11 protein-coding genes and 4 pseudogenes are annotated in these 24,833 nt (G+C 59.1%); 12 read left to right on the top strand and 3 right to left on the bottom strand.

Annotated features, from left to right (window positions below):
* Window positions 1-126: 126 nt before the first annotated feature.
* The 8 genes and pseudogenes from ACW4PC_RS13530 (at window position 127) to ACW4PC_RS13495 (ending at window position 13,523) form a co-directional block, all read left to right on the top strand.
* The gene (locus ACW4PC_RS13530) at window positions 127-315 is read left to right on the top strand and encodes a hypothetical protein (RefSeq protein ID WP_239596426.1); all 189 of its coding nucleotides are present in this window, start codon (window positions 127-129) and stop codon (window positions 313-315) included.
* 124 nt (window positions 316-439) lie between these two features.
* Window positions 440-604, top strand: a complete 165-nt coding sequence (locus ACW4PC_RS13525) for a hypothetical protein (RefSeq protein ID WP_455874135.1) — start codon at window positions 440-442, stop codon at window positions 602-604.
* Between the two features lie 453 nt (window positions 605-1,057).
* Window positions 1,058-9,576: pseudogene (locus tag ACW4PC_RS13520) on the top strand (GH36-type glycosyl hydrolase domain-containing protein).
* Window positions 9,577-9,674: 98 nt separating this feature from the next.
* On the top strand, window positions 9,675-10,904 hold the full coding sequence (locus ACW4PC_RS13515) for an OpgC family protein (RefSeq protein WP_455874134.1): 1,230 nt from the start codon (window positions 9,675-9,677) through the stop codon (window positions 10,902-10,904).
* A gap of 157 nt (window positions 10,905-11,061) precedes the next feature.
* Window positions 11,062-12,375 carry an MFS transporter gene (locus ACW4PC_RS13510; protein ID WP_455874133.1) on the top strand — a complete coding sequence of 438 codons (1,314 nt, stop codon included), beginning with the start codon at window positions 11,062-11,064 and terminating at the stop codon, window positions 12,373-12,375.
* 142 nt (window positions 12,376-12,517) lie between these two features.
* The gene (locus ACW4PC_RS13505) at window positions 12,518-12,841 is read left to right on the top strand and encodes a DUF6074 family protein (RefSeq protein ID WP_455874132.1); all 324 of its coding nucleotides are present in this window, start codon (window positions 12,518-12,520) and stop codon (window positions 12,839-12,841) included.
* 203 nt (window positions 12,842-13,044) lie between these two features.
* Window positions 13,045-13,317: pseudogene (locus ACW4PC_RS13500) on the top strand (transcriptional regulator).
* A complete protein-coding gene (locus ACW4PC_RS13495) occupies window positions 13,314-13,523 on the top strand; it encodes a hypothetical protein (RefSeq protein ID WP_455874131.1) in 210 nt (69 codons plus the stop codon). The pseudogene ACW4PC_RS13500 and the gene ACW4PC_RS13495 overlap by 4 nt, the downstream one beginning before the upstream one ends.
* A 146-nt stretch (window positions 13,524-13,669) precedes the next feature.
* On the opposite strand, the gene ACW4PC_RS13490 is transcribed toward ACW4PC_RS13495, so the two are convergent.
* On the bottom strand, window positions 13,670-15,433 hold the full coding sequence (locus tag ACW4PC_RS13490) for a glucan ABC transporter ATP-binding protein/ permease (RefSeq protein ID WP_455874130.1): 1,764 nt from the start codon (window positions 15,431-15,433) through the stop codon (window positions 13,670-13,672).
* A gap of 185 nt (window positions 15,434-15,618) precedes the next feature.
* On the bottom strand, window positions 15,619-15,882 hold the full coding sequence (locus tag ACW4PC_RS13485) for a hypothetical protein (protein WP_455875079.1): 264 nt from the start codon (window positions 15,880-15,882) through the stop codon (window positions 15,619-15,621).
* Here ACW4PC_RS13485 and ACW4PC_RS13480 point away from each other — a divergent pair.
* From ACW4PC_RS13480 to ACW4PC_RS13470, 3 genes and pseudogenes are all read left to right on the top strand, one after another.
* Window positions 15,763-16,480 (top strand): annotated as a pseudogene (locus tag ACW4PC_RS13480) (helix-turn-helix transcriptional regulator). The gene ACW4PC_RS13485 and the pseudogene ACW4PC_RS13480 overlap by 120 nt on opposite strands.
* A 128-nt stretch (window positions 16,481-16,608) precedes the next feature.
* Window positions 16,609-20,074: pseudogene (gene pyc, locus ACW4PC_RS13475) on the top strand (pyruvate carboxylase).
* A 67-nt stretch (window positions 20,075-20,141) separates the two neighbouring features.
* Window positions 20,142-20,702, top strand: coding sequence for an NADPH-dependent FMN reductase (locus ACW4PC_RS13470; RefSeq protein WP_455874129.1), 561 nt, complete (start codon window positions 20,142-20,144; stop codon window positions 20,700-20,702).
* A gap of 171 nt (window positions 20,703-20,873) precedes the next feature.
* On the opposite strand, the gene ACW4PC_RS13465 is transcribed toward ACW4PC_RS13470, so the two are convergent.
* Window positions 20,874-21,680 carry a class I SAM-dependent methyltransferase gene (locus ACW4PC_RS13465; protein WP_455874128.1) on the bottom strand — a complete coding sequence of 269 codons (807 nt, stop codon included), beginning with the start codon at window positions 21,678-21,680 and terminating at the stop codon, window positions 20,874-20,876.
* 664 nt (window positions 21,681-22,344) lie between these two features.
* Between ACW4PC_RS13465 and ACW4PC_RS13460 the strand changes: the two genes are divergently transcribed.
* Window positions 22,345-24,813: a hypothetical protein gene (locus tag ACW4PC_RS13460; RefSeq protein WP_455874127.1), complete on the top strand. Its 2,469-nt coding sequence runs from the start codon at window positions 22,345-22,347 to the stop codon at window positions 24,811-24,813.
* Window positions 24,814-24,833: the final 20 nt, after the last annotated feature.

Below are 24,833 nucleotides of genomic sequence, written 5' to 3'. Positions count from 1 at the left end.
GGCACTGGTCGTTCAAGGTTAAGCAGCCGTTAAAAGACGACTATTCGACTAGACTATTGACAGTCGATTTTCATCTGTCATGATCCTGTTAACGAGTGTTAGCTTTCGTGATCGTGGAGGTGAGGCATGTTCTTTCTCGGCGGAATGACCATGGGATATCTCGATCCTCCGGCCAAGGTCGAACGGAGCGAGCAGACAAGCGTTTCCATTCCCGCTGAAAAAGATCGCCGATTGATCGAGGCTTCCTCGGGTGCCCAAAGAGAAGAAAACGCAATCGAGCGTTCGTTGATATGGGCATGGCGCACTCTTTGCTGAGCCGGGTCAGATTTTCTATCCCTCGCGCTATGGAAGGAAATTTATCTCTACCTAGCTTATAGAGTATATAGGAATATCAGTGCCGGCAGACCGCCGCGCCAATAATAAGAGACGGAGGCAACACATGGCAGACCTGGGTATTTCGCATACTCAAGCGAACTATTATGGTTCCGTACCGGCCAAGAAGCCGGCTTCAATGCGCCAGAAGCTTCATTTTGCGCTCAATGCCACGCTGTTTACCGCGGCGTTCGCTTTCGTTGCAGGCTTGGTCTGCGGCGTTATCGGCTGATCGAGCTGTCGTGCCGGCATGTTGCCGGCACCTTAATTTACTTCAAATCGCTGGCTGGGACATTCTTCTGCGTGAACCGGGAATTTTCGGCCAACAACAGCGGTCCAATCACGTTTGAAAATCCGGTGCCCGATGGGTGCCGGATTTTTCTTTTGAATTGCGAAGAACTGCCAAAATTGAGGTAAGCAAAGCTGGGCAATTCCGTGCCTCCTGACTTGAATTATCGGGAGGGTGTCCAACTTTCCCGGATGGTTCTTCGGGGGTGGAGGCAAAATGCAGCTCTGACCGGCAGAATCGTGCCATAAATCAGGCCTAAACCGTTTCGTATCGGAAATCTGTGGCTTTCGCATCTTCCTGCAAAGCCCTTTGGCCGTTCATGTCGCAGTCATAATTGCCGGTGCAAAAGGCTAGGCAAAATTACCATAACCTTAGTTTGGACCCAGAACCGAACCCATGACCATTTCCATTCCGTCTCCAAACCCGTCACGCAGAATCCGAAGTCAAGCACATCGATCACAACAACTCGGTCCGCTCGACCTACCTGTCGATTGAAGACATCAAGGCGATGGGTGAATCGATTGCCCGCAAAGGCGTCAATTCGCTGCCGGCTTTTACTGCCTTCGATTTTTTTGCACGACATAAGGAGAACGAGAAGGAAATCCTGCGCGTTTACCGCACGACCGCGGCCGACGTGGAAGCGGGCGAGACAATCACGCCTGCCGCCGAATGGCTTCTCGACAACCACTATATCGTCGAAGAGGCAATTCAGGAGGTCCGCCGCGACTTCCCGCGGCGCTTCTATCGCGAGCTGCCGACCATCGATGTCGATGGCGTGCAGGTACCGCGCACGCTGGTGCTCGCCTGGCTCTATGTCGCTCACACCCACAGCACCGTTTCACAGGAAAGTCTGACGGCGCTTGTCGATGGCTTCCAGCTGGGTGAGACGTTGCGCATCGGTGAGCTTTGGGCGGTTCCCTCACTCGTGCGTTATGTACTCGTCGAAAACCTCCGTCGCATTTCCAGCCGCGTTGAACGCAGCCGGCGCATACGCCGCCGTGCGAACGAGGCGGCCGATGAACTCGTGCGTTTGGACGATCCGGCGAAGGCTGCGGAGTATCTGAGGACGCTCGAACCGCTTGCCGAGGACAATACCTTCTCGACGCAGTTCCTCTATCGCATGCGCGACGGTTCGCAGGCGTCTAGCCTTGCGATCGCCTGGCTCGACGAGCGCCTGGAAATGCTCGGCCGTGATACCGAAGAAGCGACGATGGCGGAGCATAGCCGCCTCTCCTCCGGCAATGTCACGATGGGCAACATCATCCGGAGCCTTCGCGAGATCGATGATGCGGAATGGTCGGTCTGGGTCGAGCAGGTCAGCCATGTCGACAAGCTGCTCTGGGAGAATTCCGATTACGGCATCCTCGATTCGGGATCACGCAACAAATACCGCAAACAGATCGAAAAGCTCGCCAAGCGCTCGCCGCTGACGGAAATGGAAGTCGCCCAGTTGGCGCTCGACATGACCAGCGAAGCCAGAGCCTCCGAGGAGCCGCAACCGCATGAGCCGAATGTCGGCGGCTTTCTTGCCGGCATGCACCGGCCGAAGCTTGAAGAACGTGCCAATTATCGTCCGACCCTTGTCCAGCATTTTGTTCGAACAGTCCGCAAGTTCAACTGGCTGTCGATTGCCGTCCCCGTCATGCTGCTTACCGTCATTGCGATGGCGATCGTCGGGCGCTTCATGGCCAATGCCGGCATGGGCACGTTGGAAATCGCCGTATTGCTGATCATGTTCTCTCTTCCGGCATCGGAGGGCGCGACAGGTCTTTTCAATACCTTGCTGTCCTTCTTCGTGACGCCGTCGCGGCTTGTCGGCTACGAGTTCAAGGAAGGCATTCCGGAAGATGCACGCACGCTGCTTGTCGTGCCATGCCTGATTTCGAACCGCGACAGCGTCGACGACCTGGTTCGCAATCTCGAGGTTCACTATCTCGCCAATCCGCGCGGCGAAATCTATTTCGCGCTGCTGAGCGACTGGCCCGACAGCGACGTCGAGGAGACGCCGAACGATCTGGAAGTGCTGGATTACGCCCGGCGTGAAATCGCCAATCTTTCGGCGCGTTACGCCTATGACGGCAAAACGCGCTTCTATCTCCTGCATCGCCGCCGCCTCTACAACCCATCAGAGGGCGTCTGGATGGGCTGGGAGCGCAAGCGCGGCAAGCTGCACGAGCTGAACATGCTTTTGCGCGGCGACAGCGACACGACCTATCTGCCGGGCGCCAATATTGTGCCGGCTGGCGTTCAGTATATCATGACGCTCGATTCCGACACGCGCCTGATGCGCGATGCCGTGACCAAGCTTGTCGGCAAACTCTATCATCCGATCAACCGTCCGGTGATAAACCCGAAGACCGGCCGCGTCGAAAGCGGCTATGGCGTGCTGCAGCCGCGCGTGACCCCGTCGCTGACGACCGGCAAGGACGCTTCGGTCTTCCAGCGCGTCTTCTCGATCAACCGCGGCCTCGACCCTTACGTCTTCACGGTTTCCGATGTCTATCAGGACCTCGCCGGCGAAGGCACGTTTACCGGCAAGGGCCTTTATCATGTCGATGCCTTCGAAGCTTCGCTGAGGGACCGCATCGATGAGAATTCGGTGCTGAGCCACGATCTTCTCGAAGGTTCGATGGCGCGCTGCGCACTCGTCACCGACCTCGAGCTCGTCGAAGACTTCCCGATCCGCTACGAAGTCGAGGCCTCGCGCCAGCATCGCTGGGCGCGTGGCGACTGGCAGCTTCTGCCATATCATGTTCAATCCAAAATACGGCGTCACCGCTCTCGGGCGCTGGAAGATGTTCGATAACCTGCGCCGCTCGCTGACGCCGATCGCCTGGTTCTTCGCTTCCGTGCTCGGCTGGTATTTTATGGGCCCGCTTGGCGCACTCGTATGGCAGATCCTCCTGATCTTCTGCCTCTTCGTTGCGCCGACGCTGTCGCTCATCCACGGCATCATTCCGCGCACCAGCGATATCGTTGCACGGGCACATCTTTATACCGTGTGGTCGGATATCCGCGCTGCGAACGCCCAGGTGGCGCTTCGTATCGTTTTCATTGCCGATACGGCTTGCATGATGGTCGATGCGATCGGCCGCTCGCTCTACCGTCTTCTCGTCAGCCATAAATTGATGTTGCAATGGCGCACTGCTGCCAGCGTCCAAGCGGGCGGGCAGGGAACGATTCTCTCCTACTACGGCGCGATGTGGCACGCCCCGGTGCTGGCGCTGCTCGCACTCGGCTTTGCAGCACTTCCCGGCGACAACGCATTCCTCGTCGGCATTCCGTTTGCCCTGCTGTGGACCCTGTCTCCGCTCGTTGCCTGGTATGTCAGCCAGTCGGCAGAAACCGAAGACCGCCTGGAAGTCGCCGATTCGGTCTCAAGCGAGCTCAGAAAGATCGCGCGCCGCACCTGGCGTTACTTCGATACGTTCACCACGGCGGAACAGAATTACCTGCCGCCGGATAACATTCAGGAGACGCCGCACGTCATCGTCGCGAGCCGCACCTCGCCGACCAATATCGGCGTGTATCTGCTCTCGGTCGTTTCCGGGCGCCAGTTCGGCTGGTTTTCCTTCGAGGAAACGATCGAGCGGCTGGAGCAGACGATCGCCACCATCGACAAGATGGAGAAGTATCGCGGCCACCTCTTTAACTGGTACCACACCGATACGCTTCAGACCCTTGGGCCGCGATACGTTTCGGCTGTCGACAGCGGCAATCTCGCCGGTCACCTGATTGCCATTTCGTCGGCTTGCCGCAATTGGGCCGAGGCCCCGTCGGCGCATATGCAGGGCAATCTCGACGGCGTCGGCGACACTGCCGGCATCCTCGGCGAAGTACTGGCCGACCTTCCGGACGATCGCAAGACGGTCCGTCCGCTCCGGCGCCGCCTGGAAGAACGGATCGTCGGCTTCCAGAACGCACTCGCCGCCGTTAAGCGCGAGCACGAGTTCGCCTCGATCCGCGTCATCAACCTTGCGGTTCTTGCGCGTGATATCCAGAAGCTTGCGGCAAATCTCGATCACGAAGTGAAGTCGGCACTCAGCGGCGAACTTACCCGTTGGGCCGAAGCACTCGTCAAGATTTGCGAAGCGCATATTTCCGACAGCACATTCGACCTTTCAAATATCGATGCTTTGCGGCCGCGGCTGATCGCCCTTCGCGACAAGGCCCGCGATCTCGCCTTCTCGATGGATTTCAGCTTCCTGTTCCGTCCGGAACGCCGCCTTCTTTCGATCGGCTATCGCGTCGAAAGCGGCGAACTCGACCAGGCCTGCTACGACCTTCTGGCGTCGGAATGCCGGCTGACCAGTCTCTTCGGCATCGCAAAGGGCGACTTGCCGACGGAGCATTGGTATCGCCTCGGCCGCCAGGTCGTGCCGGTCGGTTCGCGCGGCGCTCTCGTCTCTTGGTCCGGCTCGATGTTCGAATATCTGATGCCGCCGCTCGTCATGCAGGAGCGCGGCGGGGGTATTCTCAATCAAACCAACAATCTGGTCGTGGTCGAGCAGATGAACTACGGACGCAAGCTCGGTATTCCGTGGGGCATTTCGGAAGCGGCCTTCAATGCTCGCGACCATAACCTCAACTATCAGTACACGAACTTCGGCGTGCCTACGCTTGGCCTCAAGCGCGGCCTCGGCCACAATGCCGTCATCGCGCCTTATGCCTCGATCCTCGCCAGCCAATACGACCCGCAAGGAGCACTCGAAAATCTGCAGCGCCTGCGCAAGCTCGGTGCGCTCGGCAAATTCGGTTTCCATGATGCCGTCGACTTCACCCCGACCCGCGTGCCGGAAGGCAAGAAATGCGCGGTTGTCTATAACTACTATGCGCACCATCACGGCATGTCGATCGCGGCGGTTGCCAATGTCGCTTTCAATGGGCATCTGCGTGAGCTCTTCCACTCCGATCCGGTGATCGAAGCAGCCGAACTGCTGCTGCAGGAAAAGGCGCCGCGCGACATCCCCGTCATGAGCGGCAAGCACGAATCGGATACGCCCGCCAGCATCCAGGAAGATCTACTGCGGCCGGAGCTTCGCAAGATCGCCGATCCGCTTTCGCGCGATCGCGAACTCATGTTCCTGTCCAACGGTCACTATTCGATGATGTTGACGGCGACCGGTGCCGGCTACGCACACTGGAACGGCCAGGCCGTTACCCGCTGGAAAGCCGACCCGACGGAAGACCGCTGGGGAAGCTTCATCTTCCTGCGCGACACGGCGACCAACGAATGGTGGTCGGCCACCGCCGAACCAAAAAGTGTCGAGGGCGAAAAGGTCAATGTGCTCTTCGCCGACGAAAAGGCGGAATTCACTAAGGTTGTGGGCGACCTCAGCAGTGAACTGGAATGCATCGTTGCAACCGAGCATGATGCGGAAGGCCGAAGGCTGACGCTTCTCAACATGGGATCGGAAGACCGCTTCATCGAAGTCACCTCCTATCTGGAACCGGTGATCACATTGGATGACACGGACAATGCGCATCCGGCTTTCGCCCGCATGTTCGTGAAGACGGAATTCGGCAGGCGCGGCGACGTCATCCGTGCCGAACGCAACAGACGCGATCCGGGCGAACCGAACATGAGCATCGCCCATCTGATCGTCGACAGTGCCGGTCCTTCCCGGCAAACGGAATTTGAGACCGATCGCCGCAAATTCCTTGGCCGCGGCCGTAGTCTTGCGGATGCCGCAGCCTTCGATCCTGGTGCGACGCTTTCGGGCACCGACGGCTTCACGCTCGATCCGATCCTTTCGTTGCGCCGCACGGTTCGTGTGCCGGCCGGCAAGAAAGTCAGCGTGATCTTCTGGACGATCGCCGCTCCTGGCCGCGACGAGGTGGACAAGGCTGTCGAGCGCTACCGGCACGCCGATGCCTTCAACCATGAGCTTGTTCAGGCCTGGACACGCACGCAGGTGCAGATGCGCCATGTCGGCGTGACGTCGCAGCAGGCTGCCGCCTTCCAGTATCTTGGCCGGCATTTGGTCTATCCGGACATGGACTTGCGCGCCGATGCTGCGGCAGTTCGAGCCGGCATGCAGTCACAATCGTCGCTGTGGCCGCTTGCGATCTCCGGCGACTTCCCGATCTTCATGCTGCGCATCGATGACGACATGGATCTCGATATTGTTCGCGAGGCTTTGCTGGCGGAGGAATATCTGCGCTCGCGTGGCGTGACGGCCGATCTTGTCATCATGAACGAGCGTGCATCCTCCTATGCGCAGGACATGCAGCATGCCGTGGACCAGATGTGCGAAAACGTGCGCCGCATTGGCCAGGCCGATGGCCTTCGGCAACATATCTTTGCCGTCCGGAAGGATTTGATGGAGGAGGCGACCTATCATGCCCTGATCGCCGCTTCGCGCGTCACCTTCCATGCGAAGAACGGCAAGGTTGTCGATCAGATCAACCGCGCCATCGCCCTTTCTGCGCCTTCCAAGGACGACCTGCCGGAAATGGAACGCGAGCAGCGCAAGACCCCGGTCAAGCGCGTGGCGCGTGTCGTGCAGCCCAGGCCGTCGGCGCTTGTGATCGAGGAGGAAGGCGATCTCGACTTCTGGAACGGCTTCGGTGGTTTTGCCCGCGACGGCCGCGAATATGTCGTTCGTCTTGCTGGCGGCACGGCAACACCGCAGCCCTGGATCAACGTGATCTCGAACGAGAAGTTCGGCTTCCATGTGTCTGCGGAGGGCGCGGGTTTCACCTGGAGCGTCAACTCGCGCGACTATCAGCTGACCTCCTGGTCGAACGATGCCGTCGTCAATCGCTCAGGCGAGGCGATTTACGTCACCGACCTTGAAAGTGGCGCGCTGATGACGCCCTTTGCTGGGCTTTCGCAGCGGAGCGATGTCCGCTTTGAGGCACGCCATGGTCTCGGTTACTCCGTCTTCTCCAGCGAGCAGAACGATATCGCGCTCGAAGTGACACAGACGGTCGATCGTCTAAGGCCGGTCAAGCTGCAGCGCGTCCGGTTGCGCAACATAGGCACCACGGCGCGCAAGCTGCGGCTCTATGGCTATGTCGAGTGGGTTCTCGGCAACAACGCACAGCGCTCGGTGCCCTTCATCCTCTCATCCCGTGACGAGGAAACCGGCGCACTCCTTGCCGCCAACCAGTACAGCATCGACTTCTCGAACCGGGTATCCTTCTTTGCCGCCAGCGTGAAGCCGTCGAGCTTCACTACAAGCAGGCGCGAGTTCATCGGCAAGGCCGGCACGATCCGGGCTCCGCAGGCGCTCAAGCCACCCGTTGCGCTTTCCGGCGCCACGGAACTTGACGGCGACCCGGCAGCGGCTCTCGCAATCGATATCGAAATCGGTGCTGGAGAAGAGCGTGACGTCACGTTCTTCCTGGGCGACACGGCCTCGAGGCAAGAGGCCCAAACCTTGATCGCCGAGATCCGCAAGACCTCTGTCGAGGACACTGTTCAGGCAAACCGCGATTTCTGGCAGAGCTTTACGGGCAAGGTTCAGATTTCGACGCCGAACCAGGCCATGAACAATCTCGTCAATGCCTGGCTGCCCTATCAGAGCCTTGGCTGCCGCATCATGGCACGGTCGGCCTTCTATCAGGCAAGTGGCGCCTTTGGCTTCCGCGATCAGTTGCAGGATACGCTGGCTTTCGTGCTTCAGGAGCCATCGCTCGCGCGCAACCAGATCGTCAACGCTGCCTCGAGGCAGTTCCGCGAGGGCGATGTCCAGCATTGGTGGCTGCCGGGAACCGGCGCGGGTGTCCGTACATTGATTTCGGACGACGTGGTCTGGCTCGCCTATGCGATCCATCACTATTGCAGCGCAACGGGCGACAAGAGCGTGCTTGACGAGGAATTGCCGTTCCTCGAGGGCCCGGCGTTGCTCGAAGGCCAGCACGACTCCTTCTATCGTCCGGAAGTCTCGGATGACAAGGCCAGTATCTACGAGCATGCTGCCCTGGCACTTGATCTCGCGATCAAGCGCAAGGGCTCAAACGGCCTGCCGCTGATCATGGGCGGCGACTGGAATGACGGCATGAACCGCGTCGGCATCCAAGGCCAGGGCACAAGCGTCTGGCTCGGCTGGTTCCTGGCAGGCGCGCTGCGCTCCTTCATTCCCTATGCGCAAGAGCGGCGCGACGCTGCTCGCGTCGAGCGCTGGACGAAACATCTCGGTGAATTGAAGGCCGCGCTCGAAAGTGAAGGTTGGGATGGCGGCTATTATCGCCGAGGCACATTCGACGACGGCAGCCTGCTCGGTTCGAAGGAAAGCCTGGAATGCCAGATCGATTCGATCGCGCAATCCTGGAGCGTGCTTTCCGGCGAAGGCAATCCGGATCACGCAGTCAAGGCCATGGACGCGGTTTTGAACCGCCTTGTGGACAAAGAAGCGCGAATCATCCGCCTGTTTACCCCGCCTTTTGCCACGTCGGTCAGGGATCCGGGTTATATCAAAGCCTATCCTCCAGGTGTTCGCGAAAATGGCGGCCAGTACACGCATGCGGCCACCTGGGTGGTTATGGCGCTTGCTGAGCTCAACCGGGGCGATGATGCAATGGCCTGCTTCGAACTCCTGAACCCGATCACCCATGCGCGCGACAAAGCTTCGGCCGAGCACTATCGAGTCGAGCCCTATACGGTGGCTGCCGACGTCTACGGCGAAGGTGCGCTCAAGGGCCGCGGCGGCTGGACGTGGTATACGGGTTCTGCGGGCTGGCTCTATCGTGCCGCAGTCGAAGGGATTCTCGGTATCCGTTTGAAAAACGGACGGATTTTTGTTCGTCCAGCACTGCCGAGCGGTTGGGACGGCTTTTCGGCAGAGATCGAACATTCAGGTGTGAAATATCGCATTTCGGTCTCAAAATCGTCCCATCCGGACGGCTACACTGTGGTCATCAACGGCAGCGAAGTCGCCCATCCCCATGAGGGATATTCGGTCGGATAGCAGCATTTTCGACGCTCACACTCCGGCGATTCGTTGCAGCCAAAAGGTGAAACTTTTTGGCTGCAACCGCGTTTGCAGATCGAAACAGGAGAAACATCATGGCGGCTACGCCGGAAAACGCCATCGGCGCTGAGCGCTTGCCTCAATCAGCAGTGCGACCGGCGCGCGATACGAGGCTTGATGTTCTGCGTGGCCTTGCCCTCATCACGATTTTCATCAATCACGTTCCCGGCCAGATATTCGAGTATGCGACGACGAAGAATTTCGGCTTCTCGGATGCCGCGGAAGCATTCGTGCTGATCTCGGGGATTGCGGTCGGACTGGCCTATGGCTCCGGCTTCAAGGTCGGCGGGCGACTAGACATGGCGAAGAAGGCGATCAAGCGCGCCTTCACGCTCTATCTCGCCCATATGATCACGACGTTCATAACGCTCGCGCTGTTCATTTGCGGCGCCTGGCTGTTCCACCGGCCGGGATTGCTGGTCGAAATCAATATCCTCGCCGTCTTGATGAACTTGACGGAGGGAATACCCGCCCTGCTTCTGCTCGGCCACCAGATCGGCTACAACAACATATTGCCGATGTACGGCGCGCTGATGCTCATGGTACCGGTCATCTTGCTTCTTTACTCGGCACATCCGCTTCTGGCGCTTGGTGTTTCGGGTGCTGTGTGGCTGTTTGCGGGCATCTATCAGATCGCGCCGCACAACATGCTCATCGCCGACTACTGGTTCCTCAATCCACTCTCGTGGCAGTTCTTGTTCACGATCGGCGCCGTCGGCATCATGCATGTCAAGCGTGGCGGCAAGCTGCCGGAGCACCCGATTTTGTTCGTGTTGGCTTCCGGCTACGTAGCGCTGTCCTTTGCTTGGGTTGTCGGTCACCTCTGGGACCTCGGCAATGTACTGGCAGCGCTTGGCTTGCCGGCTGTCCTTACCGGTTTCGACAAGACTTTCCTGTCCCTGCCGCGGCTGCTGCATGTTTTGGCGCTCAGCTACCTCGTTATCAATATTCCCGTGCTGTCTCGTATCCTGCGCCGTCCGTCGGATCATCCGCTGACCATCATTGGCCGTCACTCGCTCAATATCTTCGTCGCAGGGACAATCCTTGCGATGGCGGGCCAAGTACTGCTCTACATTACCAATCATGACCAGATGATCGGTGCGCTCTTTGTCGTCGCAGGCATCTCGGGTCAGTTTGCTTATGCCTACCACCTCGAGCGTAAACGCATCGACGGTACCGCGAAGGCCAGGTCGATGGGGCGTGGTGCTTCCGTTCCCGTCGCCGTCCGCGTCGGTGATGGCCGAAAGCTCTATCGCGACAAATAGCTCTCTCTTTTTGCGATATCAAAACCGGCTGGCGAAACCGCCAGCCGGTTTTGATCAATCGGCCTTGGCCTGCAGTTCGGCCACCGGCCGACAATTGATGATGGCGAACTCGCCGTATCTTTTCCCCGCCCAAATGCAATTGCCCAAGGAGAAATTCATGGTCGACGAAAAGCAACTGATTGCCAAAATCACGTGGCGACTCATGCCGTTCTTAGGCATTCTTTATCTCATCGCCTACATCGATCGCCAAAATGTCAGCTTCGCCAAGCTGGAAATGGTCGGGGCGCTTGGCATGAGCGAATATGCCTACGGCCTCGGCGCCTCGCTCTTCTTCATCGGTTATTTCCTGTTTGAAGTCCCGAGCAACCTGCTGCTCGAGCGGTACGGCGCCAGCAAATGGTTTGCGCGTATTTTGCTCTCGTGGGGCGCAGTTACGATCGCCTTGGCCTACACGCAGAATGCGACGATGTTCTACATTCTCCGCTTTCTTCTTGGCGCCTGCGAAGCCGGGTTCTTTCCGGGCGTCCTTTATCTGCTGACACTTTGGTATCCGTCCGCCTATCGCGGTACGATGGTCGGACTGTTCATGATCTTCAGCGCCCTTGCCAATGCCGTCGGCGCGCCGCTGGGCGGCATGCTGCTCGATCTCGACGGGCTTTATGGCATCGCCGGCTGGCAATGGGTGTTTATCGCGACGGGTATTCCAGCCGTCGTGGCAGGTGTGGTCACGCTGTTTTATCTCTCGGATCGCCCAGAGAATGCGAACTTCCTGAGCGATGCGGAGAAGAGCTGGCTCAAACGCAGGATTGAGGCGGAAAATGCAGACATGGACAAGAACGCGGAGAATGGCTTCAAGGCGCTCATCAATCCGAAGGTACTTCTCATGGCATTGTGCTATGTCGGCTTTCCTCTTGCAGCCTACGGTCTGAGCTATTGGCTCCCGACCATCGTCAAGGAATTCGGCGTCAGCAACACGGCCAACGGCTTTCTGAACATCATACCCTGGGTCCTCGTGGCGGTGGCGCTTTACATCGTCCCGTCGATGGCAGACAGGGCAGCTTCGAAGACGCCTTATATCGTCATTCCGGCACTGCTGGGCGCCATATGCCTTGTCCTTTCTGCTGTTATTCCGGACCATGGCGTCCAGTTCGCATTTCTCTGCATCGCTGCAGCGGGCATCTTCGCCGGCCAGCCGGTTTTCTGGAGCCTGCCGTCACGCTTTCTGAGAGGCGCTGGTGCGGCGGCCGGGCTCGCCGCAATCAACTCCGTCGGCAATCTCGGCGGCTTTGTCGCCCAGAACGTCGTGCCCTGGATCAAGGACAGTACGGGAAGCACAATTGCGCCGATGTTCTTCCTTGCCGCGTGCCTGGCTGCCGCCGCGCTGCTGGTGCTCGTGGTCGGACGCGTGATGTCGCGTACGCAGATTCCCGCCGTAGAGAGCACAACTGTGCAACAGCGCGCGCAATCCTAACAATGCCAAGCCGAAGTCCCAGCAGAAGTATCGGCTGCTGGGGCTTTGGCGTTAGTCGGTCAGCAACGGCATTATTCCGCGAGAGAAGGTAAACGTTAACCAACACCAGCCTAACAGTCTGATGGAAACATGGATTGATTCGATGGCATCTTCTTTCGACACCCCTCTCGCCGCGCTGACCGCAAGCGAAATCGTGATATTTCCAACCATCCCCCAGCCCGGCGATATCGAGCGCTGCGCCGCGACGCTTGATGATCTGCACGGAGAACCGGCGGTCGCGTTCTGGAAAGCCGAGTGCCGTTTGCTGGCGGACGAGCTTTCACGATGTGGCTTGCGCGAGGAGAAGATTCGGGAGCGCGTCTTGTCCTTCCAGGCCGCGGTTCAGGCCGCTCTGGTAGAGAGACATCAGTTGCGCGCTTTATCCGAAAGCCGCGCGAGGCAAGGCAGAAGTCGACGTCGCCTCTGACGCGATAAACCGCTGCCGCAGCTGTCACGGCCTCGAGACCCGTCTGAGGTTACTCAGCCCGTATCGATCTATAGTTCGTCAGCCGTCAAAACTCCCCGATCGGTACGTTTTTATCGCATACTGCCGAATGAATTCCCGATCGGTAAGACGCGCATTGAAATTAAGAGCCTTCCTGTACGATAAGCCGACACAGGAGATGCTGGATGATCAAGTCTACACGTGATTTCGGCACTGCCGTCAGAGAAAAACGCAAAGGCCTCGGCTAGACCCAGACCGAGCTTGCCACCCGTTCCGGAACGGGCGAGCGTTTCATTGTCGAACTCAAATCCGGCAAGCCGAGCTGCCAACTCGAAAAGGCGCTGATCGTCGCGCGCACGGTCGGCATTGAGCTCGGCGACCCGACGACAGCCCAAGCGTCCCCAGCAGCATCCGAAGATGACCTCGGCTTCCTGCCGAACTTCGGTGATAGTCGATGACAAAGATCTTCTACGAAACCTTCCCCGTCGCACAGGTGACTTTCGAAGGCGAATGGCGGCTCGAATACGATCCAATCCTGGGAAGCGCGCCGCTCGGCTTTCCCCATTTCGTTCATTGGCTCAGGACGATCCGCGATTGTTACCAAAAGGCCTGGAGCAATAGCGAACAGGAGCTCAGTACCCCGCAAGCCATAGCGTTGTTTTAGCACCGAATTCCACTTCGCGGCGGAAGAAAGGGTGCTTGGGTGCATTCCGGCTACGATCTCACTTGCAGCGCGTCCCGAGTTTCTACCCGATAAAAAAGGCCGGAAGGTTTTCCCACCGGCCTTGCAATTTCGTTTTTCGAACCTGGTTAAGCAGCTTCGGTCGTATGAGCCTTGCGGACTTCCTCGTCCGTCAGGATACCGCTGGCGCGAAGCAGCGCTGCAAAGCGGCCGTTGCTGTGGCTGAGTTCATCGAAACTACCCTGTTCGACGATCCGGCCATTGTCGAGGAAAAGCACCTTGTCTGCCTCACGAACCGTCGAGAGGCGGTGCGCGATGATAAAGGTGGTGCGGTTCTGGCGAAGGTTGTCGATCGCAGCCTTCACGCGGTTCTCGGTCTCCACGTCCAGCGCGCTGGTCGCCTCGTCGAGAACCAGGATCGGTGCGTCCTTGAGGATGGCGCGGGCGATGGCCACGCGCTGGCGCTCCCCGCCCGAGAGCCTGTTGCCACGCTCGCCGACATGCGTGTCATACTGTTCCTCGCGCGTCTCGATGAAGTCCGCCGCGGCTGCCGCTTCGGCAGCACGGCGCATCTCTTCTTCGCTGGCACCTTCGCGGCCAAGGCGGATATTGTCGCTGATCGAACGGTTCAGCAGACCCGCATCCTGGAACACGGTGGCGATATAACGGCGCAGCGACCTGCGGGTGACCTTGGTGATGTCGTGGCTATCCACCAGGATCTGGCCGCTGTCCGGATCGTAGACGCGCTGCAGCAGATTGACGAGCGTCGTCTTACCCGCACCTGTCGGGCCTACGATCGCGACTGTCTGGCCAGCCTTCACCGAGAAGGAGACATTGTGCAGGCCCTGCGACGAGTTGCCGAAGCCGAAGGATACGTCGCGGAATTCGACTTCGCCCTTGACATCCTTGATGTCGGCGTTGCCCGCCGGTTCTTCGCGCTCGCGAACGGAGTCTTCGAGCGTATAGAAGTCTTCAAGCTTCGCGCGGGCTTCGAAAATCTGCGTGGCGAACTGGCGCATCTGGTCGAGGCGCGAGATCAAAAGGTTTGCAAAGCCGATGAAGGCGATGACGTCACCGATCCGCAGTTCGCCGGCCTGCACCAGAAGCGTGCCGATCACAAGGATGATCATCATGGCGATGGTCGATGCCATTCGGTTCAGAGCACCGGCAAGGGCCCACCAGTCGAGGACCGGGTACTGAGCCTGCAGCAGACGGTCGGCAAAGCCCTTGAGCGCCTTCGTTTCAGCTTCGATGCGGTTGTAGCTGTGCAGCACCGAAACGTTGCTGATCGAGTCGCTCACATGCGAGAAAACGGTGTGATAGTGGTTCTCGACCGAAGCCTGTCCGTCCTTCGTGCGGCTCATGACCAGACGGCCGATCAGCCAGTAGGCAAGACCAAGCACGACCAGCACGCCGGACAATCTCAGGTCCATGGCCATGGCGGTCGGCACCAGGAGCGTAATGGCGACGGCGGTCGAGAGGTGATTACGCATGAATTCGAGCCAGAGGCCGAAGAGCGTTTCGCAAGCGCGCAGCAGCGTATGCAACGCGTTCGACGTGCCGCGCTGGTGATGCCAGGAGAGCGGCATCGAGATGATGCGGCCAAATGCTTCCGTCAGCAAAGTCGCGCGCCGGCCATGGGCCAGCCTGTCCGCCTCGCGGGCGACAAGAACGAAGGCGATCGTATTGAAGACGGCAAATCCGGCCCACATGAACAGAATGGGCTTGACCTCGCCATTGCCTGAAATGGCGTCGATGATGCGACCAAACAGAACAGGCTCCGCAATCGTGATCGCAGCCAGAACAATGTTCGCTACGACCACCAGGGATACGCGGAGCTTGTAGGCGCCAAGGTAGCGCAAAGCTCTTGCATAGACCTTGAATAATGACACGGCGGTACCTCTTGTGTGCATCTGCAAAAAACGGGATGGCGCGATGCTATGAAACAACACCTGAACCGACGATTAACGGCGCATTCAGGTGAGGTGTTTTTGCAAGATGCGACTGGATAACCGCAGCGCAAAGCTGCTCAACCGATCGGGAGTGCAACAATTTCCACTTGTATTTAAACCAAGCTTTAGCAATCCATAAACCTTATATGAAGCCAGCTTTTTAATTGAAGACCGTCGTTGCCGCGTTTCAGGTGATCCGACCGACGGACTTCACCGATCGCCCATTGCCGGGCAAGGGGCCTTTTGTGAATATTCATTCTTTGGTTCAATTGCTCGTCGTCATAGAGGAATGCACGAAGCCCGAAACCGTCGTTGAGGAACTTCGGCGGGCCGTTCATTCCTATGGCTTCGAATATTATGGATTGCTGCGTCACTTGAAGCAGAGCCAAGAATTCCTGGGGTCTCGTACTTGCCGGGCATTGGCCCGAGAAGTGGCCGCAAAAATATGTTGCAAAAAAATATGTCCTCATAGATCCAACAGTCCGGTATCTGGCGCAGGCGCAAAGGCCATTTCGATGGAAGGAAAGCCTTGCCGCCTATCGCCGCGATCCGCACCAGCGGCGAATGGAACAGATGATGGCGGATGCCCATGCCCACGGCCTCCGCGACGGTTACATCTTCCCCATTCACGGCAAGAGCGGCGTGCTCGGAAACTTGAGCGTCGGCGGTGGGCCTGTCGAATTGTCGCCGGTGGAGATGTCATTGTTCGAAACTGTCGCCCGCAAAGCGTTCTGGCGGCTGCTTGATCTCAAGGGCGAAGCGAAGGCACTCGAAAGCACTTCATTGCTCAAGATGCCGCTGACGCGCCGCGAGCTCGAAATCCTGCACTATTTGGCCGACGGCCTGACCTCGATGGAGATCAGCAAGGTGCTCAGCATCTCGAACCACACGGTCGATTGGTATATGAATGGATTGCAGGACAAGCTGAAGGCCAAGAACCGCCAGCAGGCGGTGGCGCTGGCTTTCCGGCACGGGCTCGTTACCTAAATTGGCGTCCGACCCTCGCATTTGGGAAATTCTATTTCGCAAGGGAAATTGAACTTTCTGTAACGGCGCGTTAAGAATTTTCTTCGCGGGTGCAGCATTGCCCGTTTCGATGCCGTGAGGAGAGCGCATTGCCCATATCCAAGATACTCGTTGCCAATCGTTCCGAAATTGCCATCCGCGTGTTCCGCGCGGCCAATGAGCTGGGAATAAAAACGGTCGCGATATGGGCGGAAGAGGACAAACTGGCGCTGCACCGCTTCAAGGCGGACGAAAGCTATCAGGTGGGCCGCGGGCCGCATCTTGACCGCGATCTCGGGCCGATCGAAAGCTACCTTTCGATCGATGAAGTGATCCGCGTTGCCAAGCTATCCGGCGCCGATGCCATCCATCCGGGTTATGGCCTGCTCTCGGAGAGCCCTGAATTCGTGGATGCCTGCAACAAGGCGGGCATCACTTTTATCGGCCCGAAGGCCGATACGATGCGCCAGCTCGGCAACAAGGTCGCCGCGCGCAATCTGGCGATCTCGGTCGGCGTGCCAGTGGTTCCGGCAACCGATCCGCTCCCGGACGACATGAAGGAAGTCGCCCGCATGGCAGAGGAGATTGGCTATCCGGTCATGCTAAAAGCTTCCTGGGGCGGCGGCGGGCGCGGCATGCGCGCCATTCGCGACCCGAAGGATCTTGCCCGTGAGGTGACTGAAGCCAAGCGCGAGGCGATGGCCGCCTTCGGCAAGGATGAAGTCTATCTCGAAAAGCTCGTCGAGCGTGCCCGCCACGTCGAAAGCCAGGTGCTTGGCGATACGCACGGCAATGTCGTGCACCTCTTCGAGCGCGACTGCTCGATCCAGCGCCGAAACCAGAAGGTCGTCGAGCGTGCGCCGGCACCGTATCTTTCGGAAGCGCAGCGCCAGGAGCTCGCCGCCTATTCGCTGAAGATCGCCAAGGCGACGAACTATATCGGCGCCGGCACCGTCGAATATCTGATGGATTCCGATACAGGAAAATTCTACTTCATCGAAGTCAATCCGCGTATCCAGGTCGAGCACACGGTCACCGAAGTCGTGACCGGCATCGATATCGTCAAAGCACAGATCCATATCCTCGATGGCTATGCGATCGGTACACCGGAATCGGGCGTTCCCAAGCAGCAGGATATCAAGCTCAACGGCCACGCGCTGCAGTGCCGCATCACGACGGAAGATCCGGAACATAACTTCATCCCGGACTACGGCCGCATCACGGCCTATCGCTCGGCCTCGGGTTTCGGCATCCGTCTTGATGGCGGCACGTCCTATTCTGGAGCGATCATTACCCGCTATTACGATCCGCTGCTCGTCAAGGTGACGGCCTGGGCGCCGAATCCCGCTCGAGGCGATCTCTCGCATGGACCGGGCGTTGCGTGAATTCCGCATTCGCGGCGTGGCAACCAACCTCACCTTCCTTGAAGCGATCATCGGGCACCCGAAGTTCAAGGACAACAGCTATACAACCCGGTTTATCGATTCGACGCCGGAGCTTTTCCAGCAGGTTAAGCGTCAGGACCGCGCGACGAAGCTTCTGACCTATCTTGCCGACGTGACCGTCAATGGCCATCCCGAAGCCAAGGACAGGCCGCGGCCGCTGGAAAACGCTGCAGAACCGGTCGTTCCCTATGCCAACGGCAGCAAGGTCCAGGACGGCACCAAACAGCGTCTCGACAAGCTCGGCCCGAAGAAGTTCGGCGAGTGGATGCGAGGCGAAAAGCGCGTGCTGATAACCGATACGACGATGCGCGATGGCCATCAGTCGCTGCTGGCGACGCGCATGCGCACCTACGACATCGCCCGCGTCGCCGGAACCTATGCCCATGCGCTACCGAATCTGCTGTCGCTCGAATGCTGGGGTGGTGCGACTTTCGACGTTTCCATGCGCTTCCTGACGGAAGATCCATGGGAGCGTCTGGCGCTGATCCGTGAAGGCGCACCGAACCTGCTTCTGCAGATGCTGCTGCGCGGCGCCAACGGCGTCGGATACAAGAACTATCCGGACAATGTCGTCAAATACTTCGTCCGGCAGGCCGCAAAGGGCGGCATCGACCTCTTCCGCGTCTTCGATTGCCTGAACTGGGTCGAAAACATGCGCGTGTCGATGGATGCGGTCGCTGAAGAGAACAAGCTCTGCGAAGCGGCGATCTGCTATACCGGCGATATCCTGAACTCGGCGCGCCCGAAATATGATCTGAAATACTACACCGACCTTGCCGTTCAGCTCGAAAAGGCCGGGGCTCACATCATTGCACTGAAGGATATGGCGGGTCTGCTGAAGCCCGCTGCTGCAAAGGTGCTCTTCAAGGCCCTGCGCGACGCGACAAGCCTGCCGATCCATTTCCATACGCACGATACGTCCGGCATTGCGGCTGCGACCGTGCTTGCAGCCGTTGACGCCGGCGTCGACGCGGTCGATGCCGCCATGGATGCGCTTTCCGGCAACACCTCGCAGCCCTGTCTCGGTTCGATCGTCGAAGCGCTGCGCGGTTCCGAGCGCGATCCGGGGCTCGATCCGGAATGGATCCGACGCATCTCCTTCTACTGGGAAGCGGTGCGCAACCAGTACGCAGCCTTCGAAAGCGACCTCAAGGGGCCGGCATCGGAAGTCTATCTGCATGAAATGCCGGGTGGTCAGTTCACCAATCTCAAGGAGCAGGCCCGCTCGCTTGGGCTGGAGACGAAGTGGCACAAAGTGGCGCAGGCCTATGCCGACGCCAACCAGATGTTCGGCGACATCGTCAAGGTGACGCCGTCTTCCAAGGTCGTCGGCGATATGGCGCTGATGATGGTTTCGCAGGACCTCACGGTTGCCGATGTCGTCAGCCCGGAGAAGGAGGTGTCGTTTCCGGAATCGGTCGTTTCGATGCTGAAGGGCGATCTCGGCCAGCCGCCGTCCGGCTGGCCCGAAGCGCTGCAGAAGAAGGCGCTGAAGGGCGAGAAGCCCTATACGGTTCGTCCGGGCTCATTGCTCGAGGACGCGGATCTCGATGCCGAGCGCCGGGAGATCGAGACCAAACTCGAACGCGCGGTGAATGATTTCGAATTTGCCTCCTACCTCATGTATCCCAAGGTCTTCACCGACTTCGCACTGGCTTCCGACACCTACGGCCCGGTCTCGGTCCTGCCGACGCCCGCCTATTTCTACGGTCTGGCGGACGGCGAGGAACTCTTTGCCGATATCGAAAAGGGCAAGACGCTGGTCATCGTCAATCAGGCGATGAGCGGCACGGACAGCCAGGGAATGGTGACGGTGTTCTTCGAGCTCAACGGGCAGCCGCGCCGCATCAAGGTGCCGGATCGTGCGCATGGCGCTTCCGGAGCCGCTGCCCGCCGGAAGGCCGAGCCTGGAAACGCCGCCCATGTCGGCGCGCCGATGCCGGGCGTTATATCTCGCGTCTTTGTTTCGCCGGGCCAGGCAGTCAGCGCCGGCGACGTGCTTGTCTCGATCGAGGCCATGAAGATGGAGACGGCGATCCACGCGGAGAAAGACGGCACGATCGTCGAAGTGCTCGTCAAGGCCGGTGACCAGATCGACGCCAAGGACCTGCTGGTGAGCTATGCCGGCTAACCGCAAGCCGTAGGGCTAGGGTGGCCCCTGGGCCGCCCTTGCGTGTAATGGATAGGAAAGGCCGAAAATGAACAACCTCAAGATTGCAGTAATCGTCGGAAGCACACGCATCGGCCGCTTTGCCGATCATCCGGCGAAGTGGATTGCCGAGATTGCCCGGCAGCGGCCGGAATTTGAAGTCGAGGTGCTCGATCTCCTCGACTACCCCATGGCTTTCTTCGGTGAAGCACGTGCGCTGGAAGCTGAGAGCGAGGCGGCGGAGCGCTGGAAGAAGAAGCTGCGCGAGTTTGACGCCTTTATCTTCACCGTTGCCGAATACAATCACGGCCCGACGGCCGTGCTCAAGAATGCCATCGACCTCGGTGAATTCATCCACAAACCGGTTGCCTTCGTCGGGTATGGCGGTGTCGGTGCTGCGCGTGCCGTCGAACAGCTTCGCGTGATCTTCGTAGAAATGGGCGCGGCTTCGGTAAAGACGGGCGTCCATATTTCTCTGCCCGAATATATCGGCGTTGCCAGGGAAGGTAAAAGCCTCAACGACTACCAGCACCTTATCGATGCCGCCGGCAAGCAGCTCGATCAGCTGGCCTGGTGGGGCAATGCGCTGAAAGCGGCGCGCTCGAAATAAACGAGCGCTGCGGCGCGAGGCCGAGTGGAGAAAATCTGACGCTTGGAACCGGAGCCGAAAAACCATTTCGAGGCCCTCTCGCGAACAACCGTTTGAGCTGTCGGAGCTGGATCGCGCACGAAATCCCATCTTTTCCCGAAATGCGGTCCAAACCGGCAGCGCTGCCTGGAGCTACGCGCGCCGGGCGGTATAGATTGCAGTTGTCATGTTGCGATCTACGCGGCCCGCAAACTGCCCAGTTACAATTTCGGCCAAAGTATCGAGCAAATAGGTCCGCTCTGTAGGCGCAAGGGCCGAAACATTAGAGTACGTGGCATAAAGGCTGCGCACGCCGGACGCATCAAGCCTCAATGTCCAGCGGATAAATTCAGGAGGATCGGGTCTGAACCCAGCATCCGTCATCTCCCGAATTCGTGCATCCGCATCAAGCGCGTAAGGAGGACTGTCGGGCCCACCCGCTGACAGGCTGGCACGATGGCCAACGAACAAATGCGTGGTGGCATCATGAAAGGGATCGGGCCGACTTTCATCGCCAAAGACGTTCCACCAAAGGGCGGCGGCGCCGTTTGGTGGCAGCAATCCATGAATTCGTTTCAGAGCAGGCGCAGCGTCCAGCCAGTGAAACGCCGTCGCACTTGCGACCAGGTCGAACGAGGCAGGCTCCAGGTTTGCGTCTTCAAAGGGCAGCGCGAGCACCTGCAAGCAGTCAACCGCGATCGAGGTTCGCAGGAAGTCTGCCAGCCTCATGTCAGGTTCAACCGCTACCAACCGCCGCGGCTTGTGCGCCAGCAATTCTGCCGTTGCAAGCCCGGTACCAGCGCCGATCTCCACAATAGCAATGCCGGGTCCAAGTTCAGAACGCTCGCGCAACAGCTGCCATGTTTCTTCAGGATAGCGCGGGCGGGCAGCATGATAGTTGGACGGATCGGCCCCGAAAGCCACACGGCCAAACACACGATCCATTGTTGGAACTGTCATCGCGTCCTCCCAACTGCACAGATCACTCTCCGACCTTTTTCGTTCGTAGCCGGAAGCTCTCGCCCGTGACACCGCTCATTGTATTATCGTCTGTCATTGCCAGGAAGCCTGCAGGAGGGGCGGAGCTAACAGATCGGCTCTGGTCCAAGCCTTCTCAAGCCCTGCGAGACCCACGGCAGAAAAACGCCTCTCCCTCCATACCTCTTTAAGAGTAACGAGTAGACCAAAGATTAGCTTGCAGAACAAAAGGAAGCGGCGCCTTGCTAAGCTAGCAGTAATTGCACCGACAACCATGAAGAGGAGCGGACGCGGTCAACGAAAAATTCCGACACGCGTTACGCACCCTGAGTTCAGAGAGTGCCGTGGAGGCGGCACTCCAGCGCTGTCACGGTTCACTTGCGCGGTGACGAACTGCGATCCGAAAAGTCGGAGAAGCCCTGGGCTGGTAAGCCAGTCGCAGGGGTGCGGAAAGCACGCGCGGGGAATTCTTGTTCCCGGTGAGATTCTGGATTGTTGCTTACGAGCGCATCGCGCTCCCTCGAAATCGCCCCGTCATGCTTGTCCTACTCTTCTCCTGAGGTCTCCTGAGGGGCTCTTGTCTGGTTAGTCCGCAGGTAGGCCGCAACCGCCGGCCGTTAGGGCCGGCAATCAGGGAGCTGGAACAATGGCTATCACGATCACACCGACAGGCGAACTTGTCGTCCTCGACGAGACAGACGGCCTGCAGAACGCAACCGCAACAGCGTCCCCAGCCGGCGACGCCGACGACAACGATATCTTGAGTGGCAGCCTGCCGACGGCATTGTCGAGCCGGCTGACCTTCTATGGGCTGACGCTCGATGAGTCGGCGCTGAGTGGCTACAGCGGCGCTGCCGCCGACACCGGCGACAACGTCCTCAACGTCACCGGCGCCACCGCGACGAGCGATTTTGCGCTCACCGGTGAGGGTGGAGCCGCGTTCCCGGATTACGAGACAGGCGCGACATCCACCTCCAGCAGCGGTCTGTTCGCGCTCGACGACGCAACCGGGAGTACCACGGAAATCTTTCTCTTTACCGATCCGACCAACAATAACATCGTCTACGGCGTAGCCGGCGACAGCGGCGACGATCCCATCGTGTTTGCGGTCTATCTCGACGAGGTTAAGGCGTCCGGCATCACGACCGGCACCAAGCTGTGGACTGCGCTCGCGGACGGCTACACGCTGGCACATAATACGGATGGCACAACCGTTGCTGATCATGACGATTCCCTCGACCTGACGAACAAGCTTTACGTCGCCGCCGTGGCGGAGAACGACTTCTCCTTCGCAAACGCGCCTTCGGGCCAGAACCTGTTCATGATGTTCGGAACCACGTCGCTGGCGATCCTCGTGACGGGCGAGGATCCGGCCAACGAGTTGGCCGGCCAGCAGGTTTCGAATGACGGCGACACCGTCAATACGGGCCAAGGCGGCGGTGCCACCACGCTCGGCACCGAAGGTCAGCAGATCAAGGCCCAAAAGGCGATGGTCGTCACCTTCGTCACGGGCGCTAATTCGCAGTTCCTCGTTCCGGACCTTACCCCCGGCGAGGCAACCGACGAGACCAGCATCGCTTTCACCGGCTATGCTCAGAATGTTCGGGGCGCCGAGATCACCATCTCGCAGATGACCCCAGGCAATGCCAACACGTCCGCGACCATGGAGCTCGTGGCCTATTTCACGACAGACGGGACGGGGGACAATTATATCGACAATAATCCGCTCGTGACCGGCGACACCCAAATCAATATCACGGACGTGAACGTTATCCGCGCAGGGGTCGATGTCACCAACACCTTGACCGTGGATTACTCGGGCAACACGGCCATAATCACGGGCGTGAAGGACGACGACGTCATCCAGTATACAACCGATGACGACCACAATCGTGTGCTGGTCCGGAACGACCAGCCGGCACAGGGCGCTGGCAGCAACGTGTCCTTCGATCTCGGCGGCTTCACCATCACTCAGGTCTCGAGCGACGTCGAAGAGGTCGGCTCGAAGGTCAAGTTCGAGGATGACGGCCCGACTGTGACTGTGAACGACATCACCGGAATCTTCACCAATGCTGCCCAGACCGGTACGTGGGCTCACGCTCCCGGCGAAGACGACTTCGAGTCGCTGAACGTGCGCTTCGATAGCTACGAGATCGACGACAATGGTCCCGTCGCCGGCAGCGCGCTGACGAAGACGGGCGATTACACCTTCGACGGATCGATCACGGACGACTTCAACGGCGATGGCAACGATGAAACGGTGCCATTCACGCTGATCTTCGATCCGCTGACCGGCGAGTACACGTTCCAGATGGAGAACCCGCCGACGACGATCATCCAAAGGGACAGCACGCAGGGTGCGCTCAAAGCCGGCGGTCCTGATCCGGTGCAGACGTTGCTGTTTGGCGGCAGCGAGACGGGAGCTGACGATGTCGTCTTCTTCGGGACTGTCGCGACTGCACCCCAATCGGGCGTAGCGGGCGACCCGCCCCCCAACGACCTTCTCGATCTGATCGTGAGCGGTGCGGCGGACCTCACGGAGGACCAGATCCAGGCATTTCTGTCGCCGACGAACCAGATCCCGACGCTGATCAACGCCGATACAAAGATGAACGTGTCGACTTCGGGGATAGGGATCAACAACAACAACCTTGACGGCAGCGGAGCGGGGATCCAGGCGGGCGACGAGAGTTTCGTCTTTAACCCCGAGGAAGTCGTCGACAAGGTGACGGTCTATATCGACAATTCCGTCGGCGGCTATAGCCCGCCAACAGAGCAACTGTACTATACGATCTATTATACCGACGGGACCATCAGCAGCAATAACCTGGTCTCGGCGGGCGATCTGCAAAATTCCCCCCGCAAGGATCCTACCGTTCCCGACGTGGCCGAGGGTGGGAAGTTCTTCGAGATCGATGGCGGCACCAAGCAGATCGATGCGATCCAGCTGACAATGGGCGCAGGCACCGTCAAGATCCCGGTGATCCAGTGGACCATCGAGCAGGAGTTCAATCCGGAGCCCCTCCACCTCGACTTCACGGCGTCGCTGTTCGATGGCGATGGCGATAGCGATGTGGACGCCTTCGCGATCGATCTGGCCGATGCTACGGTCTGAACGCACAGCGGGCTCGCCCA

Source organism: Rhizobium yanglingense (assembly GCF_977109285.1).
The sequence above is the reverse complement of the archived record's forward strand: the minus strand, read 5'-3'. Positions and strand labels throughout refer to the sequence as shown.